An 18,418-nucleotide genomic window follows, 5' to 3' on the forward strand; every position below is an offset into this window, starting at 1 on the left:
AATTATTTCACACTATCGGAAGGATATTTCTATTTTCCAAAAAGCGGATGTTACCAGATCCTTACAAAATCGGGTAACATTATTCACAACGAAGTATTATTACAGGAATGAAGCCATTCCATCAAATTTTGCAATCACATTTTCTCGAAATGAAACCGGCGCGGCACTTTCCAAACTCATGACCAAAAGTACGAGACCTTCCCTTGTAATAAGAATAGATGGATCTGCTTTACCTGATGGCCAAAGACTTGGTGAAGGAAAGAAATTCGATTTTTTGAATTCCTTGCTGCACTCCAGTTTCTCAATTGATCTTAAAATGTCGTTATGAGACTTCCCGAACTGATCAGCTACTGCGGAAGAGGAGGTTGTAGGTTTCCCATTATTGTATGATACGAAATACATGCCTATCTGTGATTTGTTAATAACCTCATTTATGACAAATATCATACCATGTTAAAATGGGATTAGAATGGAGAATTATTTTCTCAACTGTAACGGTCATTTCTCCATGGATAAGCTGTGTTGGAATAGCCTCTTACCTCCCAAAAACCAGGCTTGTTTTTATTTAGGAACTCTATCCTGTTAATCCACTTGGTACCTTTCCACGCATACAATTGCGGTGTAATCATGCGTACCGGTCCGCCATGATCACGTTCCAAAGGTTTGTTATCGGCAGAATGCACAAGCAAAACATCATCTTTTAATGCCTCTTCGATTGAAATATTTGTCGTGTATTTATCGTATCCGTAACAAAGGATATGAGTTGCCGTAGACTTCGGCATCACCAGTGCAGCCAAATCCGCAAGTTTCACCCCAACCCAGGGAACATCCATGCGCGACCATGTTGTCACACAGTGAAAATCGCTTACATCAGTTGTTTGGGGCAGGTTCATGAAATCCTGCCAGCTCAATTCCAGTGGGGAATCCACTTCTCCGTTTATGGTTAACTTCCACTGCTGATGTGAAATGTCAGGTTTAAATCCCAGGTCTAATACCGGCCATTTCACTGTTTTTATTTGTCCGATCGGCAGTTTGGGCATACCATGTCTGTTGATTTCACCAGTTCCCATTGGCTTGCTATCCGATACTGAGGGCGTTTGCAGCATTTTTTCCTCAAACCGCGCCTTAAGTTTCATTCTTGCATCTATGATTTTATCGAGCTTATTTTCTTCGGACATGGGTGTAGCAGTGAAAGTTGGAGAATATTTAAAGATAATTTTTTAATGTTAAATAAATTTTAAATTATTTCAATTCGTTTAGTAATCCGTTGATATCAAGTGTCCGCGTATACATTTCCAAAGATCCATCCTCTAATTTTGGCCAGAGCTCCATTGGTCTGTCCCAGTATAACTCCACGCCATTGTTGTCAGGATCATTGAGGTATAAGGCTTCTGAAACACCGTGATCGCTTGCTCCGCTTAATGGATAATGCACATTGCTCAATCTTTGATAAATGGCAGCAAGATCTTTGCGTGTGGGATATAAAATTGCAGTGTGAAATAAACCAACGCCTTGCTGACTGGCAGGAGGAAATCCTCTGCTATACCAGGTGTTTAGTCCAATGTGATGATGATAGCCGCCGGCAGAAATAAATGCTGCCTGGTCACCATAGCGCGCCATGATTTCAAAACCCAGAAGTCCGCAGTAAAAATCCAGTGATTTTTCAAGATTTGAAACTTTCAGATGCACGTGACCGATACGCGTTTGGGCAGGCAATGTATATTCTTCGGACGACATAAGTATTTGAAAATATTGAGCAACAAGAAATGTAAACCCTAATTTAACAATCAAATTTGAACTTTCACCGGTAAAAATCTGCCCGAATATTCTTTGTTAAAAAATCAATTAGATAAAAACACTTTCCTGATGAATCGCAGAGAAGCCCTTACTTCCGTTTTGGCAGTATCAACAGCCACCGTAATACCAGTGGAAATAAAAAAAGAAAAACAAGGTTCCTTTATATACTCGCTCAACATGAGCACGTTGCGTGGTCATAAACTTGGTTTTAAAAAAGAGCTGGAAGTAGCTGCGAAAGCGGGCTATAAATCCGTAGAAATATGGATCAGTACTTTGCAGGATTATCTTAAAACCGGCGGAACACTTGCAGAAGCAAAACGTGTTATTGACGATCTTGGATTGAAAGTGGAAGATGCCATCGGTTTTGCTACCTGGATTGTCGACGATCAGGCTGCGCGTTCCAAAGCTTTAGATCAATTGAAGATGGAAATGGATCAGCTTGCCCAAATTGGTTGTCCAAGAGTTGCTGCACCTCCTATGGGCGCAACTACCGGTGAAATTCTTGAACTACCTAAAATGGCAGAACGCTATCGCAAAATACTTGAACTGGGGGATCAGACAGGTGTAGTTCCCCATCTCGAACTTTGGGGTTTTTCCAAAAATCTCAGCCGGGTTGGAGAGTTGCTTTATGTGGCGGTAGAATCAAACCATCCGTCGGCCAAAGTTTTGATGGATGTATATCATTTGCATAAAGGAGGTTCGGGAATGGATAGTGTAAAAGATGTGGGAAAACCTTTGATCGAGATTTTTCACATCAATGACTATCCGGCAACTCCGCCAAGAGAAACCATTGTGGATGCTGACAGAGTATATCCGGGAGATGGAACGGCTCCATTAAAAAAACTACTTCAAACACTTAAAAATCCTGAAAAACCAGTTATTCTTTCCTTTGAAGTTTTTAACAAAGATTACTATGCGCAGGATGCTTTGCTGGTAGCGAAAACTGGTTTGGAGAAGATGAAGAAAGTTACTGAGGGAATTTGAGGGGAAATTAAGCAAGCCAGATAAAAGAAAATTGATAAATGGACATTTTATCCGTATATTTGGGTAAAATGTCCATTTATGCAATCATCAATCAAAATTAACAGTAAATCATCCAAACTTGGTGAAGACCTGGCCGTAGTCCTTCGAAGGAAAGCGCCGGCAAATGAAATTACGTGGATGATTTTAGGCGGCAAGCAGTTTATGCTAAACGAACCCGTATCAGGTTTGGATTTTTTAATTGCAAGTGGTAAAGGAGTGCCAAAGCTATCCATTGAAAATCTGGCGAATGTTATGGACGTTCCCATGAAAGACATGGCAGTATTGTTGAGCCTTTCGTATAAAACCTTGGCGCGCAAAAAAAAGACTGATGTCTTTGGAGATCTTGTTTCATCTTTGTCAATTGAGATAGCCAATACAATCGCCAAAGGATTGTCAGTTTTTGAAGATTCGGAAAAACTAAATCGCTGGCTTCACAAAGAGAATAAGGCACTTAATATGCAAAGGCCATTTGATCTTTTAAACACCCCAACTGGTATCAAGCTAGTAAATCAGATATTGGGTCGTATTGAAGATGGTGTTTATTCTTGATATATGATTGTATACAGGATTGCAAAAAAGCGGGAACGTGCTAACGATTTGAGTGGTCAGGGTGCGGCTAACGAAGGAGGAAGATGGAATAGTGAGGGCATTTTTTGTTTATATACAAGTGAGAGTCGTGCACTGGCTATGTTGGAATTGCTGGTACACGTGGACGAAACAGAATTACCTCCTAACTTATTTGTAATGACTATTGAAGTTGATAGCTCAGCTCCATTCTGCGAAATAGAGGATAAAGACCTGCCACAAGACTGGCGAATTACAGAAAATCTTGCTTTAAAAGAAAAGGGAGATGAAATTTTTAAAACAAGAAAATACATAGGGATTAAGGCTAGAAGTGCCGTAATGCCACAGGAATATAATTTTATTCTTAATCCATTATTTCCAGGATATTACGATTTGGTTAAAGTAATAGCCGTTGAAGATTATCTTAGGGATACCAGATTGTAGAAATTAAAATTTAATCCCAAATCCCATTTACCGCAGTCAAAATTACAGGCTTCCCATCTGTTACAATAATGCTATGTTCATGTTGCGCAACATATCCGCCTTTGTTTCCCAATAATGTCCAGCCATCTTTTCCTTTTTCAGCAATTGTTGAGGCTGTGGAAATAAAGGTTTCTATTGCAACGACCGTGTTTTTTCTAAAACGTTGTTTGTTATCGTTATCACACCAGTTAAGGATTTCATGCGGATCTTCGTGCAGACTTCTTCCCACACCATGTCCGGCCAGGTTTTTGATTACACGGTAACCAGCCTTTCTCGCTTCGACTTCAATTAGCCGGCCTATATCCGAAACTTTAACACCAGATTTGATACGATAGATCGCTTTGTGAAGAATATTCTTCGAGGCATTCACCAGCTTTTGGTGGTTGTTACTATCTTCACCCAAAACAAAAGAGCCGCCATTATCCGACCAAAATCCGTTAAGCTCAGCTGAAACGTCGACATTGATCAAGTCACCTTCTTTCAATATTTTTCCAGCAGAAGGAATTCCATGGGCAACTTCATGGTTGACGCAAATACAGGTCCACCCAGGAAATCCATAAGTAAGTTTTGGAGCTGATTTTGCCCCTAATGAATTTAGAATTTCTCCTCCAAAATCATCCAGTTCCTTTGCGGTCATACCTGGTTTGGCAAAATTCCGCATTTCTTTTAATGTAGTAGCAACTGCCTCACTTATTTTCTGAATTCCTTCTAATTCTGCTGCTGATGAAATTAACATAACGCTGCTTTCCGACTTGATAATTTAATTTTTATTCTTAAAATCCAACACGAAAGCATAGGATTTAGTTTAGCCAGCGAGTTTTCAAGTCAAAACGATACTCGGAATCAGGGTTTTATCTTGTCATAATTTTTTACTACTTTTAGATAGCTTTGGACCGATAAAATTCCAATTACTATGGCGATATATAATTTAACAGTTAACAGTAAAAAAGTAAAAGTCGACGTGGAAGATGACATGCCTTTGCTTTGGGTAGTCAGAGACGTTGTTGGCTTAAAAGGGACTAAATTTGGATGTGGAATGGCACTTTGCGGTGCATGCACGGTTCATCTGGATGGCCAGCCCGCACGTTCTTGCCAAACACCAGTTTCCAGTGTTGGTAAAAACACAAAGATAACGACAATTGAAGGGATTGGTGATGTCAAACTGCACGCTATCCAACAAGCCTGGATAGAGGAACAAGTACCGCAATGCGGTTATTGCCAATCAGGACAAATTATGTCCGCAGTAGCTCTTCTTAAAACAAATGCAAGTCCGAATGATCAGGATATTGATGCTGCCATGAGTGGAAATTTGTGCAGATGCGGAACGTATGACCGTATCCGTAAAGCAATTCACCGTGCCGCGGAAACGATCAAAGTTGAGGAAAAGGGCATCGGGAAAAGATAGTTTTTCACAAACAGCAAATTACAGACATTGGAAAATATACAAACTTCACGCCGTGATTTCCTGAAAACCACCGGTTTGACTTCTTTGGGGCTGGCTCTGGGTATTTCTGCGTTTTCAAAAGATGCAGTCGTCAAAAAGATTTATCCGGCAATTTTAAAACTTGAAATCAACCCGTTTATCATTATTGATACGGCCGGAAATATCTCGATTGTCAATCCTCGTCCGGATATGGGGCAAGGTTCAACGCAGGCAGTGCCGTCTCTTCTGGCAGAAGAGCTTGAAGTGCGGCTTGACCAGGTAAAAATTATTCAGAGTGACGGAAAAGATAAATATGGTAGCCAGACTTCCGGTGGAAGTAGTTCCGTAAGATCCTTATGGGAACCGATCCGCAAGGCTGGCGCTGCTGCCCGTGAAATGCTTACGGAGACTGCTGCAAAAAGGTGGAATGTTCCGGTTGCAGAATGTTTGGCAAAAGATGGGACCATTGTCCATAAGCCAACCGGTAAAATTTTCACTTATGGTGAACTTGCTGACGAGGCGTCTAAACTTGAAATTCCTAAAAATCCAAAATTAAAAAATCCAAAGGATTTTACAATTTTGGGAAAATACAACAAACGCCTGGATGTACCCGAACGCGTAACGGGAAAGGCAATTTATGGAATTGATATCGATATTCCGGGAATGGTTTATGCCAGTATTTTGCACTCGCCTGCGATACACGGGAAAATTGTTTCGATCGATGATTCTGAGACGAAAAAGGTCAAAGGCGTTATTAAAGTTTTAAAAACGGAGCGGACAATGCCTCATCGGACTTCCGAAGCTGTTGCGGTAATTGGTACAAATTACTGGGCAGCATTAAAAGGAAGAAAAGCACTCGTTGTAAAATGGGATAATGCAGATTATGAAAAAACGCTGAGCACAGAAAAATACTTTGCAGAAACATATGAAGCTGCAAAAAAAGAAGGAATCAATTTTGAGGAAAAAGGAGATTTCAGCGCGAAATACAGCTCAGCTACAAAGAAACTGGAATCCAATTATGAAACGCCATTTCTAGCACATGCACCTATTGAGCCCGAAAATGCAGTAGTGCACGTTAAAGATGACGGATCAATAGAAATTTGGGCTCCGGTTCAGGGACCTGACTGGGCATTGCGCGATGTATGCGCGTACATGAAAGTGGCACCGGAAAAGGTAAAAATCAATGTGACGTTGTTAGGTGGCGCATTTGGAAGAAAAGCTTATCATGATTTTCTTCTGGAAGCGTGTCATTTGTCAAAGGAATTGAAAAAGCCGGTTAAGGTTGTCTGGACAAGAGAAGATGATATTTCTCAGGGGCCTTATCGTCCGGGTATGTTGAGTCATATGCAGGGTTTTGTGGAGGATGGCAAAATTGCCGGATATCATCACCATGCCATTGGTGAATCTATTGTTAGTCAGGTTTATAAAGGATTAAAACCTGACGAGGCTGATCCATGGCTGAGTGAAGAAATCAGTACAAATAATAATAAATACAATTTTGAAATTGCTTCCAAAGTAAGCTGGACACACGTAAAAACGGATATTCCTATTGTTTGGTGGCGATCAGTTTATGCTTCAAATTTCGGCTGGGGACAGGAATGTTTTATCGATGAACTCGCTCATCTGGCTGGAAAAGATCCGGTCAAGGCACGTTTGGAAATCATAAAAGATGAACGTTTCAGAAAAGTTTTGGAAACACTGGCAGAAAAATCAGCCTGGGGCGAAAAGCTTGCGGAAGGACAAGGAAAAGGAATAGCGGTTTTTAAATCGTTTGATAGTATTTCTGCTACCTGCATTACGGTTACCAAAAAAGACAACGGAGTTAAAATAGACAAAGTTATCTCAATAATCGATTGTGGCTATTATGTCAATCCGGATAATGTGAAAGCACAAACCGAAGGCAATATCGTAATGGGTATTACTGCGGCAATAAAAGATGGAATCACATTTACAAATGGGGTTTGTGACCAAAGCAATTTCCATCAATACAACATTATGCGGTTAAACGAAATGCCTGAAATTGAGATACATATTGTTGACAGCGGTTCAGCGCCGGGTGGAGTAGGAGAGCCGGGACTTCCTCCGATAGCTCCCGCACTTGGTAACGCAATTTTTGCGGCAACCGGAAAGAGGATGCGAAAACTTCCTTTTGATATTAATAATCTGGTTTAGAAAAACTGATTATTGACATAAAAACAAAGCGATGCAGCCCCATCACGACTGCATCGCTTTATTTTTACATTATTTTATTTATTCCGCACCATCTGTTTTAGCGCGCTGTACTGCATAATTTCCAACTTTATGCCCGGTAACCAAACCTTGCTCACAGTCAAAACGATAATGGATAAGTCCATAAATCCTTGAAACCGAGGCTTCCACGGCCATGGCATCTATGTTAGCTTTTTCGGAAGGAAAAATATGTGAAAGAACTTCTGCCGCAGCGCCAGAAAACATCGAGTGCCCGGACGTATAAGACGGGAAGTTAGGCAACCCCACAGAAGTTTTCACCTTGCTGTTCATCTGGTTAGGGCGAGGATAGTAGTAATAATATTTCGCATCCCAGCAGCAAATCCCTGCATCCTGAATGGCAGTTCCAACCAAGGCCAATGTTCTGGCAGTTCTTACTTCACTAAAATTATTGTCATGAGCCAGGTTAGCAGCCTTACGGTGCCAGTGCCCCGGAGGCGTATAACTTCCTACGCCATCAGACCAGTAATTTGCAATCCTGGCTTGTTCTCTTGTCTGGCTTTTTGCGATTGTTAACAGTTCATTCAGGTTTTCTTCAAACTCAGGGCTGCCAATTGCAGGCGGAGCAATTGGACGAAGTGTAGGTATGGTTGCCGTATTGAAATTCCAGGTAAGAACGCCACCATAAGTAGGAAGCATCGGGGGACGTGCCGGGGATTCCTGGCTTTTCCATGGCTCGGTTATACCAATTTTTAAAGCATTGGCAATGATATCCGGAACTTTGGCCTGGTTATTAGCCGCACCCATTCCATCCGTCTTGGCCCTTGCCATTACTTTCGCTGCAACGGCATTTCCCAATGCATTACCCGCTACAATATCACTTTCTACATTCATTCCGGCTAACAAACGGCTGTTTTTATGTTCGGCCAATTTAGCATCCAGAAAAGGAATTTCACCAGGAAACATCGCTTTCAATATCGTATATGAAGCGGCAGCAACAACGGCGTCTTCCGAAGGATAAGACGGTAAATCTGAAACCGGAAGAATTGCCTTGATAGAAGCGTCGTTTTTTGATGGTGCCTTACGGTTGAATTTAAATTTGTAATTCCACGCACTGACAAGCGCATCATACTGGGCAACACTAAGATAAGCCAGTGCACGTGCAGTGTATGGAGGATTTGCAAAAGGGAATTTTGGATCCGCCAATGGATTTGCAGCATCAGGAACCGGATATTTTCCTTCTGCATTTACAGCCGGTGGACTGTTGTAACGTGCGGCTAGTTCACGGGCAATTTCATTCCAGCGGAAAGCTGCTCCTGCACCCCAATAATTTATCTGGTCGCGTTGCTGAGGCGTGACAGAAGCCATCGTTTCTTTCAATTTTGCAATTTCTGCAATGTATTCCGCCGAGGTGGCTGCTTTGGGCTGGTCCACTGCAACTTCGCTTGATGAAGCCAATATGTAAGGTTTCCATGTACCCGCATTCTCATCAAGGGTAGAAGGATTATTGATGGATGCAGTTGGCTCATCAACCGTTTTGCTGCATGAGAAAACTGTTAAAGCTAAAAATAAACCTGTTGCAAAAGACGCAGCGCGGCCACGGGAATAAAATATCTTGTTCATGATCTTTTTGTAATGACTGTAATTTATTTTTTGCCAGATTTAATATATCTGAACTGATATAAAAGTCCGGCGGAATAGGTCATTGCCTGCCCTAAATTTTCTCCGCGGGTCACATAAGCAACGCGTGCGTTAAAGCCGATATTTTTAGGCTGAAATTTTCCATACCATCCAACTGTGGTTGATTTCATGTTATTGGTTGGGAAAGGCATCCCGTTACGACGGATATAATCTCCATTCACACATTCGTTACGTTCTGCATAAATTTCTGTCTGAATCGCTTTATTTGTAAAACCAACACGTGCAGAATAATCAAAAGCATTAGGAACACTCACACGGTTTGTGTTATAAAGTGTTTCTCCCATCAGGTAAGAATCACGGTCAATCGTGATTTTGCTTCTCAAAATATAACTTCCATACGCGGTCGCGTAAATACCGGTTTTGTGACGATATCGTGCTACAAGTCTTCCAGTCGCCGTTTTGCATTGCAAACCAATGGACATTGGCATAAAATCCGGGACATAATTTGAACTGGGAATAGACGCACCCACGACTGCATTTAAAGAAAACCCCGCTTTATTAAAAAAGCGGTATTTCACCCAGCCCGAAACATCCTGGAATCCTTTACTCCATTTCATATTTCCGCCGCTTGCCTGAGTCCAGATGTAAGGAAGGCTCACAATCACATTCAGATCTTTTGTAACACCAACAGCCAGCATGGCCATTCCAACCTGAGTGGTTTGCGTTCCAATGTTAAGATTGTCTCTTTTTAAAGTGTTTTCCCAGTATTTATCCCACGAACTATGCGTGTAGGATAAAGCCAGACAAGCTGTATTTTTTGACATGTAAACAGCATCATTCGGCATTTGCGCATAGGCTCCGCTGAAACTGATCATTGCCAGAATTAACATCCAAAGATGTTTTTTATTCCGTATAGTTGAAAACATATAGTATTAAATAAGATGGTAGTTACCGCTTTGAAAGCGATGGGTGGATTAAAGTGATTACCTGCTTTCAGGAATTAACCCAAAGCAAGGAAATATAAAAATGCCGGAATTTTGGCCGCATCAGGTTTTTATGAAACAGTGACGGACACAATTTAGCACTGCTCCGGTGGAGGTGTTTGAAGTTTTATAAGAAAGCGTGTAGGCTTGACTTCCTTTGAAGGATAAATAGCAATTACATCACCGGGAGAAGATAGCTGATGATGAATTGAAAATTGATAAATATTCTGAACATAATTTTTAATAAAATTATCCAGCAGTTTTAAAGCCTTGCCATGGGAAGAATCAGGTGTATTTCCAGGATCTGTCATGGATTGCATCTGGTTTGCCAATTCAAAAAAACGGTCACGGGCAGGCTGATTTGATTTCAGCGTGATATACAAAGTATCGTTTGTATGAAGAACGTGCGTGGTATTGTAAAAATTTCCGTTGCTTTTTGTTAGCCCTTCAATTTCCTCATCATTTTCCCAACTTGTTGTATACGGCAGGGAAGGTACATATACTTTCAAAAGCTGGTAATCGTCTCCGTGGCTTGAAGATGCAGCTGATTTATATTGATTGTCAAATAGCAACACAGCCGTTGTTAGCCCCAACATATTGTAGAGCAACAAAATTAATAAGCCTATGGCAACTATTTTTTTCAACTTTCCGGGATTATTCAGTCAAATATAATAACTAATTTGTGATTTTAAACTGTTTTCGTCGATTAAAGATATGATAATTGCGTGTTATCAACTTTTTGTGATATAATGTTTCAAATAAATAAAATAACATGGATATTATTTCGCGTTCTGATCTATTTAAAGAATTATGTGATTAAGGAATAACTTGTTTATGAGTTAATTCTTAAAGAATCTTTATAATTTGGCACCTCAAAACAGCCTGTTTTTATGAAAAGATCTGACATTAATCCAATGCCGCCATTTTTTGACCGGTATATTAATCTGGTAGAAGACATTGATATTTTTGATGCCTTTGAAAAATATTCACCCGATAAAGTTTACTCTGAAATTAGCAAACTGACTGATTTACAGGACAAAATTTACGCACCTGAAAAATGGACTGTAAAGGATATTTTACAGCATGTTATTGATAACGAACGGATTATGGCTTATCGTGCACTTCGTTTTTCAAGAAATGATAAAACTGCTTTGCCGGGTTACGAAGAAGCTATACTTGCTGCCAACACGGTCGCAAGTAAACGTTCAGTTACAGATTTGATGGAAGAGTTTAATCTGCTTCGTCAGTCGACAATTTTACTTTTTAAAAACATGAGTGGGGAAATGATTCTTAATCCGGGAGTTGCCAATAATACAGAAATCTCTCCCTTAGCGCTGGGATTTGTGATTATCGGGCATCCTGTTCATCATATGAATATAATCCGGGAGAGATATTATCCATTGCTTGGATAAAAGAATATGAAAAGGCGCTTACATCTGGTCGCGCCTTTTCATATCAAATAAATCAGCCTAGTTGTTCCAGTGCATCTTCCACGGAGTTTACAGGCAGCTGACAGGTTTTATCATAACAAACATAAATCGCTGTTTTGCCGTTAACCTTTGTCCGGTTTTCCAGAAGTGGAAGCTGCGATGAAGTTTCTGTTCCGACAACCACTTTGTTTGGAATAAAAAAACGGTCAAAATCTTTTCTGAGCTCATCCGCATTTTCTCCAACAATAGCAATTTCGGCAGTAGGAGAGGCTTTCTGACAATAAAGAGCTGCCCAGTTGGTAACCCATTGTACATCAGCCAGCAGAATTTTATCCATTTTTGAAAGCATTTTATCCGACAAATCAAGATAATCCTGACGATCAAGAATTTTCCCAAGAACGTACAGATTCTGCGCCATCATAGAGTTGGAAGCCGGAATTACATTATCAAAAAGTTCTTTTTTCCGTGCGATCAAAGCTTCACCTTCTGAATCCGTAAAAAAGAAGTAACCATCTGCGGTATCGTAAAAGTTGGAAATGGTGTAATCCGTCAGACGAACCGCTTCTGTAAGCCATAAGGTATCAAACGTTATCTGATAAAGTCCAGTGTAGGCTTCAACAACTGCCGCATAATCTTCCAGAAAAGCTGTTATACTTGTTTTTCCATTTTTATAACTATGCCAAAGTTTTCCGTTAACAGTCATTTTTTCCAACATAAACCGTCCTCCGTTAACAGCCATATCCCGAATAGATTCGTCGCCTAAAGCCTGATAGGAAGTAGTCAGACCTTTGATTAAAAGTCCATTCCACGAAGCCAGAATTTTATCGTCCAGTCCGGGACGAATGCGGCTTTTACGCGCTTCTGCAAGTTTTTGGAGTGCGTTCTGATATTTTTCTTCAAAAGAATCAGAATAAATTCCGGCAGCTTTTGCCGTTTCAGAAACGTAATTTGTAAGATGAAGATGATTGTAACCATCTTCCCAGTTGCCATGTGCGCTGATATTGTATAATTTGGAAAACCAGTCAAAATCATCACCAAGTATGCTTTGAAGTTCTGCTTTTTTCCAAATGTAAAATCTTCCTTCAATGCCTTCACTATCAGCATCAAGTGCCGAATAAAAACCACCATCCGGACCCAGCATTTCACTGCCCAGCCAGGAAATTGTTTTTGTTACGCGGTCAGCATACAGACTGTTTTGTGTTAATGAGTATGCCTCTGCAAAAATGCCGAGCAGCTGTGCATTGTCATACAGCATTTTTTCAAAATGGGGTATAAACCATTCATCATCAACAGAATATCTTGCCCATCCACCAACGGCGTGGTCATAAATACCTCCCAAAGCTATCCGGTTCAAAGAAAGCTCAACCTGCGCAAGAGCCGCGGGATTTTGTGTTATATCAAAATAGCGAAGCAGGAATTTATAAATTGAAGGCATCGGGAATTTTGGCGCCCGGTCCATTCCTCCTTTTTGTGTATCGAAATTCTGGCTGAGTTTTTCATACATCTGGTCGAGCGCATCGATCGTATAACCCGATTCAGAGCTTGTCAGGTTATATTTGCTGGTTTCCGGCTGCACCATATTTTCAACAAATCCTTCCGCAGAGTTTGCCAGTTCGTCATAGTGATTGACAAAAGCGTTATTCACACTTTTTAAAAGCTGCACCCAGTTTTGGGGCGGCAAATAAGTAACGCCATAAAACGGTTTACTATCGGGAAGTAAAAAAACATTTAACGGCCAGCCGCCACGTGTACCCATTGCCTGCAAAGCGTCCATGTAAACGGCATCCACGTCAGGCCGTTCTTCGCGGTCCACTTTTATGCAGACAAAATGTTCATTCATTACATCGGCCACATTTTGGTCTTCGAAGCTTTCGCGTTCCATCACGTGACACCAATGGCATGCAGAATAACCGATACTAACCAGAATCGGTTTATTTTCTGCTTTTGCTTTTTGTAAAGCTTCGTCTCCCCAGGCAAACCAGTCGACCGGATTGTTGGCGTGCTGCAATAAATACGGGCTGGTTTCTTTGCTAAGGCGGTTCATTATTTTGTGATGATAATTTTCTGGGTGATTGTTTTATTAGAACTTTTGAAACGGGCTATATATAAACCCATGCCAAGGTCAGGAAGCGTTACGCTCTGATCTGTTGAACCAACAATAGCTTGCAGTTTTCCCGAATAAACGGCCTTTCCCTGATTATTGAAAAGATCAAAATCGACACTGACAGTGCCATTTATTCCGGTGAGCCGGACTTTGGAATCCGCCGCCATCGGATTCGGATATAAAAATGCTTCAGTGATATTAGGTTCCGTGGATGAATTATCCTGACTCAGATCAAATTTGCAGAGAAAAACTTCTTTGCCTTTGAGGCTTATTGTTTTTACCCATTTTTGATATGAAAGCGTAACACTTGTAACATCATTATCGCCCGCATATGGATTTTGCGCGGCAATCAGAATATTTCCATCTTTTACAACACCGCGCCAAACCGGTTTTTTAGAAGTCATCAAATCTCTCGCTGTTTCGGGTATTACAAGATTGTAATTGCCTTCAAACATGTCCTTGAATTCAGAAAGCCGATAAAGTCCGTAAATGAAATTTTCATAAGTCGCATAGTTCTCCTGACGTGAATTTTCCAATCCTGAATTTTCCCAAAGCCATAATCCTTTGGCACCCGAAAAGAATGGAAAAATAGCTGTCGCCTGTGCCTGAAAAGGCAATATCATTGGAACGGTCGGATCGAAACTGTCATGAATCCGCATCCACACAAAGGGAATATTGGGTTTGTTGCTCCATGCGTTATTTACCTCAACCTGGAAAAGAAGATAGGTAAGATAATCCTTTCCAATCGGACTACTGTATCCATAGTAATAATAAGGAGAAGGAGTAAGGGCTGTCAGTGAATTGTAAAAGCTACCGCCGATTTTACCGTTATCATCCTGCATCAGATAATGCGTACGAGCCGTATTGGTAGTCCAGTCCTGCCAGCTGTTACTTTCAATATTCAGCCAGGTTGCACGCACAGGTACATCGCTGTAACTTGTGATGGTTGAAGATTTGTCAAAACCTATATTTTTCAGATAATTAACCGCTTCGCTGTACCACCAGCGTATGTCTTTTTTATAGGTCGCAATAAAATCTGCATCCGAAAGACTTGCATATTTGGCTGGCGTTGCGGCATTTGTTTTGAGTTTTAAAATATCACGTTCTTCTGTAAGCATTCGCTCCACATCCAGACAAATAATATCTGCTTTCGGTACGCCGCTTCCCTGAGAATCTTGAAAACTGTTGGCAAGCAAAGTCAGATATTGCGCCCAGCCCTGCCGGTAAGCTGTGGTGTCATTTCCCCACGGACTTCTGAGTGCATCCATTCCCCATGGCTGATTGCCGGAATTAGTGGCAACACTGTTCCAAAGCAACGCCCGATTTGCAGCAGGCAAAGTCGCAGGCTCATTTCCTGAAAACAAAGCAAGATGGCTAAATCCGTGTTTTAAAGGCAGTGACTGCGTATCTCCAAATCGTGGACCATTGTATATTATTTTGAAAGGCAGGCTGAACTCCGGAAACTTATTCCATTCAATAGTATTGTTAACCGTAACCGGATTTAGGATATATGATGGCTTACAATCCTGTGCAAAAGATTGGATTGTACTGATTGTCAATAACGTAATAAATAAATGTAGATATCTTGATAACATATTTGTGTGTCGTTCGATAAGAATTGATGAAACAAATTCGTTAATTTTGCAAAACTCCCGGAAAAATCTGTTAATTTAACTTTTTTAAGATATTCACTCTTAAAGGTTTAAAATCGGAAACCGGAATTTTAGCCAAACTATTACTTTAAAAACACAAAAATGAATCGATTAATTAATCTTGTTGCTGTATTTGTCATTTTATTTTCACTTGGTTCTTGTGGAAGTAAAGATAACGACGATTCTGTGAAGCCTGCGGAAAAGAGCAAAATTCTTGTAAATTATCCATGGCGTATGAGTTCGGTAACAGATTTAAGCGGAAAAGCAATCTCCACTTCTTTGCTCAATGAAGAGACCAAAGCGATTGCCAATTACATGGATATTCAGTTTTTGGCAAATAATGTGACCAAAGCACTTGAACAAAAAACAAGTCAGGTGATCAACGGTGGTACATGGTATTTGATTGATGATGCCGCCACACTTGATATTGCCGTAACCGGTTTTTCCGGGAAATTCGGTGTTGTGGAATTGACAAACAGTAAGCTGAGACTAAAAAGTACAATGCCTGTTGGCGGCGTGGATACAGAAACGATAATGGTTTTTGAACCCGTGATCAAGTAAGCAGCATTTTATAAATATTGTAAGAAAAGCGACAGAGGAATCTGTCGCTTTTCTTAGTTTTACAGGAAATATACCCTTATGCAAAAGAACGATCCCAAAATAATAAATGCCTGGTGTATGTACGACTGGGCGAATTCGGTACACGCACTGGTTATCGTTTCCAGTATTTTCCCGGTTTATTTCAGTGCTGCTGCGCTAAATGCCTCAGGCGGAACTGGTTTAATTGATTTTTTTGGTTTATCGATCAAGAGCACGGTACTTTTTTCCTATACGGTATCCGCTTCTTTTTTGCTGACAGCGCTTCTGATACCAATTTGCACAGCCATCGCGGATTTTACCGGGTATAAGAAAAGATTTATGAAATTCTTCTGTTATCTGGGCTCGGTTAGTTGTATGCTGCTTTTTTTCTTTACAAAAGATACACTAAATTTTTCGGTTTTAATTTTTGCTTTGAGTTTGATTGGATGGAGCGGAAGTATTGTGTTTTATGATTCCTATCTTCCCGAAATTGCAACCGAAGAAAACTACGACCGCGTAAGCGCCAAAGGTTTTTCGATGGGCTATTTTGGAAGTGTGTTACTACTGGTTTTCAATTTAAGTATGGTACTTTTTCCATCCTTTTACGGTATTACGGATAAAGGGATGCCAGCGAGAATATCGTTTTTTACAGTTGGTGTATGGTGGATTTTATTCGCGCAGATTCCATTTAAGTATTTGCCATCTGCCAATAAAGGCAAAGCACAAGTTGAAAACTGGATTTTTAGCGGATTTAAGGAATTGGTAAAAGTTTACGGACAACTTCGGGAACAGCCATATCTTGCAAAATTTCTGCTTGCCTTTTTTGTTTACACAATGGGTCTGAGAACGGTTATGTATGTAGCGACTATTTTCGGATCCAATGAGTTAAAACTCCCTTCGCAAAGCCTGATTATTACAGTGCTTTTAATTCAACTTGTTGGTATTGCCGGGTCTTATTTATTTTCCTGGTTATCTTCTAAAATTGGTAATATTTATGCGCTGATGATCGGCGTGGCCATCTGGATTGGCATTTGTGCCGGTGCTTATTATACAACCACCGCTGGACAGTTTTATATAGTAGCCTGTGCAGTTGGTATGGTGATGGGCGGAATTCAGTCGCTTTCCAGAGCTACTTATTCAAAACTGATTCCTGAAAATACAATTGATACGGCTTCGTTTTTCAGTTTTTATGATGTGACTGAAAAAATAGCCATAGTTTTGGGGACATTTATTTATGGAACGGTTGAGCAAATCACAGGAAGTATGCGCAACAGTATTCTGGCTTTGCTTCTGATTTTTATAATCGGGCTTATACTTTTGTCAAGAATTCCTTCCCAAAAAGTATATCGCTTCGGATTGCAGACAAAAGCAAATTAATATATATTTACGGCTATCAAAAAAGGATGTTAGCTCAGTTGGTTCAGAGCGTCGCGTCGACAACGCGAAGGTCAGCGGTTCGAGCCCGCTACGTCCTACGGATTTTAATCTGGCATTATAAACCAAAAACCCGTTCAGCTGAACGGGTTTTTGGTTTGAATATAAAATCGGTTCAAAGCTTCCGCCCAATCTTAAAACGCTTCAATCTGTCCGCAACAGAAGCCGTCGTCAATCTTCCGTTAGGATCGTAAGGGCTGTAAATGGCATAAAGGCCAAGATCAGCATCAATACCTAGTAAAACTCCGAAGGTCCGGGCGTCATTAATAAAGACAATACTGGAATCGAGCGTTCCATAATCAGGATATCTTTCCTGATAAAAAGTAACCGCTTCGGTGGCCACAGCCTGCGTAGTTGTCAACAACAAGGCAGAAGAGGTCAGTTTGCCATTTTGAAGTACATAACCTGAAGCAGAAATTTTGGCGTTTTCGCCCTGAAAAAATATTGATTCAGCAGTTTCTGATAATAAAGTTCTTTTTTCTTTTGCCTTAATCTGCGTATTGGTAGCGCCCCAGTCTGTTACCGGTTCCGCAGCAAGCGTGCTCGTTGGCGATATGGTGATTTTTGATTGTAACGTTTTTCCATCTCCCGTTGCCGTAATGGTTGTTTTTCCAATTTTCCTGGCTGTAAAATTTCCGTCTTTTGAAATTTTACCAACTAATGTGTCACTTGACTTCCAGGTATAGGTAGAAGGTGTTACAACTGTGGTGCCTTTGGAAAGCGCAAACTGATGGGTATCGGTGTATTTCAAGACAAGCGTGGGAGAATCCATGGTTACATCCGGCTCAGGATCACTCTTCTTGGAGCAGGCGGTTACGACAAGGAAAAGCAGGGGAAGAAAATAGATTTTTTTCATGGCAGTGAGTTGGTCAGGTGAATAATGATCAATATTAAGAATTGTTTTTGACCCGAGCTAACCCTTTAATAAATAACCTGAAACAGAGAAAATTCACATGCTTGAACAATCTCAGAAAAGACAAAACGCCAGGATCATCCCTGCCAAGTTAAAATTGAATTAAATGAGTTTTTGTTTTGAATTAATTTCTAAAAATTTTGATTTAATACGAGAGAGTCAAAATGAAGTGAACAGCCAACATAAATTAATTCTGATCATCATT

18 protein-coding genes and 1 tRNA gene are annotated in these 18,418 nt (G+C 40.6%); 9 read left to right on the top strand and 10 right to left on the bottom strand.

The features are described 5' to 3' along the window. Positions 1–99: 99 nt before the first annotated feature. The 3 genes from IEE83_RS08000 to IEE83_RS08010 form a co-directional block, all read right to left on the bottom strand. Entirely contained in the window at positions 100–447 is a 348-nt protein-coding gene (locus IEE83_RS08000) for a Rha family transcriptional regulator (RefSeq protein WP_228101721.1), read from the bottom strand. Positions 448–485: 38 nt separating this feature from the next. Beyond that, complete coding sequence (locus tag IEE83_RS08005; protein ID WP_194120082.1) at positions 486–1,178, bottom strand: molybdopterin-dependent oxidoreductase; 693 nt, start codon at positions 1,176–1,178, stop codon at positions 486–488. Positions 1,179–1,242: 64 nt separating this feature from the next. After that, positions 1,243–1,737 (bottom strand): VOC family protein, encoded by a 495-nt coding sequence (locus tag IEE83_RS08010; protein WP_194120083.1) that lies wholly within the window; start codon positions 1,735–1,737, stop codon positions 1,243–1,245. Between the two features lie 129 nt (positions 1,738–1,866). Here IEE83_RS08010 and IEE83_RS08015 point away from each other — a divergent pair, with 129 nt between their 5' ends. The 3 genes from IEE83_RS08015 (at position 1,867) to IEE83_RS08025 (ending at position 3,828) form a co-directional block, all read left to right on the top strand. Continuing rightward, on the top strand, positions 1,867–2,781 hold the full coding sequence (locus IEE83_RS08015; protein ID WP_194120084.1) for a sugar phosphate isomerase/epimerase family protein: 915 nt from the start codon (positions 1,867–1,869) through the stop codon (positions 2,779–2,781). Between the two features lie 78 nt (positions 2,782–2,859). Then, on the top strand, positions 2,860–3,369 hold the full coding sequence (locus tag IEE83_RS08020; protein WP_194120085.1) for an Xre family toxin-antitoxin system antitoxin: 510 nt from the start codon (positions 2,860–2,862) through the stop codon (positions 3,367–3,369). Positions 3,370–3,372: 3 nt separating this feature from the next. Continuing rightward, complete coding sequence (locus IEE83_RS08025) at positions 3,373–3,828, top strand: RES family NAD+ phosphorylase (protein ID WP_194120086.1); 456 nt, start codon at positions 3,373–3,375, stop codon at positions 3,826–3,828. 10 nt (positions 3,829–3,838) lie between these two features. Here IEE83_RS08025 and map read toward each other — a convergent pair whose 3' ends face one another. Continuing rightward, positions 3,839–4,603, bottom strand: coding sequence for a type I methionyl aminopeptidase (gene map, locus IEE83_RS08030; protein WP_194120087.1), 765 nt, complete (start codon positions 4,601–4,603; stop codon positions 3,839–3,841). A 177-nt stretch (positions 4,604–4,780) separates the two neighbouring features. Here map and IEE83_RS08035 point away from each other — a divergent pair, with 177 nt between their 5' ends. Both IEE83_RS08035 and IEE83_RS08040 read left to right on the top strand, forming a co-directional pair. Continuing rightward, entirely contained in the window at positions 4,781–5,272 is a 492-nt protein-coding gene (locus IEE83_RS08035; protein ID WP_194120088.1) for a (2Fe-2S)-binding protein, read from the top strand. 27 nt (positions 5,273–5,299) lie between these two features. After that, positions 5,300–7,462: a xanthine dehydrogenase family protein molybdopterin-binding subunit gene (locus tag IEE83_RS08040; protein ID WP_194120089.1), complete on the top strand. Its 2,163-nt coding sequence runs from the start codon at positions 5,300–5,302 to the stop codon at positions 7,460–7,462. Positions 7,463–7,540: 78 nt separating this feature from the next. On the opposite strand, the gene IEE83_RS08045 is transcribed toward IEE83_RS08040, so the two are convergent. The 3 genes from IEE83_RS08045 to IEE83_RS08055 form a co-directional block, all read right to left on the bottom strand. After that, positions 7,541–9,100, bottom strand: a complete 1,560-nt coding sequence (locus tag IEE83_RS08045) for a vanadium-dependent haloperoxidase (RefSeq protein ID WP_194120090.1) — start codon at positions 9,098–9,100, stop codon at positions 7,541–7,543. A gap of 23 nt (positions 9,101–9,123) precedes the next feature. Beyond that, a complete protein-coding gene (locus IEE83_RS08050; RefSeq protein ID WP_379993002.1) occupies positions 9,124–10,044 on the bottom strand; it encodes a hypothetical protein in 921 nt (306 codons plus the stop codon). 152 nt (positions 10,045–10,196) lie between these two features. After that, positions 10,197–10,745, bottom strand: a complete 549-nt coding sequence (locus IEE83_RS08055) for a hypothetical protein (RefSeq protein WP_194120091.1) — start codon at positions 10,743–10,745, stop codon at positions 10,197–10,199. A 246-nt stretch (positions 10,746–10,991) separates the two neighbouring features. Between IEE83_RS08055 and IEE83_RS08060 the strand changes: the two genes are divergently transcribed. After that, positions 10,992–11,513, top strand: coding sequence for a DinB family protein (locus tag IEE83_RS08060; RefSeq protein ID WP_194120092.1), 522 nt, complete (start codon positions 10,992–10,994; stop codon positions 11,511–11,513). 52 nt (positions 11,514–11,565) lie between these two features. Here the strand turns inward: IEE83_RS08060 and IEE83_RS08065 are convergent, their stop codons facing one another. Both IEE83_RS08065 and IEE83_RS08070 read right to left on the bottom strand, forming a co-directional pair. Next, positions 11,566–13,575, bottom strand: coding sequence for a thioredoxin domain-containing protein (locus IEE83_RS08065; protein ID WP_194120093.1), 2,010 nt, complete (start codon positions 13,573–13,575; stop codon positions 11,566–11,568). After that, on the bottom strand, positions 13,575–15,230 hold the full coding sequence (locus IEE83_RS08070; RefSeq protein ID WP_194120094.1) for a T9SS type A sorting domain-containing protein: 1,656 nt from the start codon (positions 15,228–15,230) through the stop codon (positions 13,575–13,577). The genes IEE83_RS08065 and IEE83_RS08070 overlap by 1 nt, the downstream gene beginning before the upstream one ends. A gap of 159 nt (positions 15,231–15,389) precedes the next feature. On the opposite strand from IEE83_RS08070, the gene IEE83_RS08075 reads away from it, so the two are divergent. From IEE83_RS08075 to IEE83_RS08085, 3 genes are all read left to right on the top strand, one after another. Then, entirely contained in the window at positions 15,390–15,848 is a 459-nt protein-coding gene (locus tag IEE83_RS08075) for a hypothetical protein (protein WP_194120095.1), read from the top strand. Positions 15,849–15,926: 78 nt separating this feature from the next. Further along, positions 15,927–17,243 (top strand): MFS transporter, encoded by a 1,317-nt coding sequence (locus tag IEE83_RS08080; protein ID WP_194120096.1) that lies wholly within the window; start codon positions 15,927–15,929, stop codon positions 17,241–17,243. Between the two features lie 23 nt (positions 17,244–17,266). After that, positions 17,267–17,341, top strand: a tRNA-Val gene (locus tag IEE83_RS08085). Positions 17,342–17,415: 74 nt separating this feature from the next. Here IEE83_RS08085 and IEE83_RS08090 read toward each other — a convergent pair. Further along, entirely contained in the window at positions 17,416–18,156 is a 741-nt protein-coding gene (locus IEE83_RS08090) for an Ig-like domain-containing protein (protein ID WP_194120097.1), read from the bottom strand. Between the last annotated feature and the right edge of the window lie 262 nt (positions 18,157–18,418).

This window comes from Dyadobacter subterraneus (assembly GCF_015221875.1).
Classification (GTDB): domain Bacteria; phylum Bacteroidota; class Bacteroidia; order Cytophagales; family Spirosomataceae; genus Dyadobacter; species Dyadobacter subterraneus.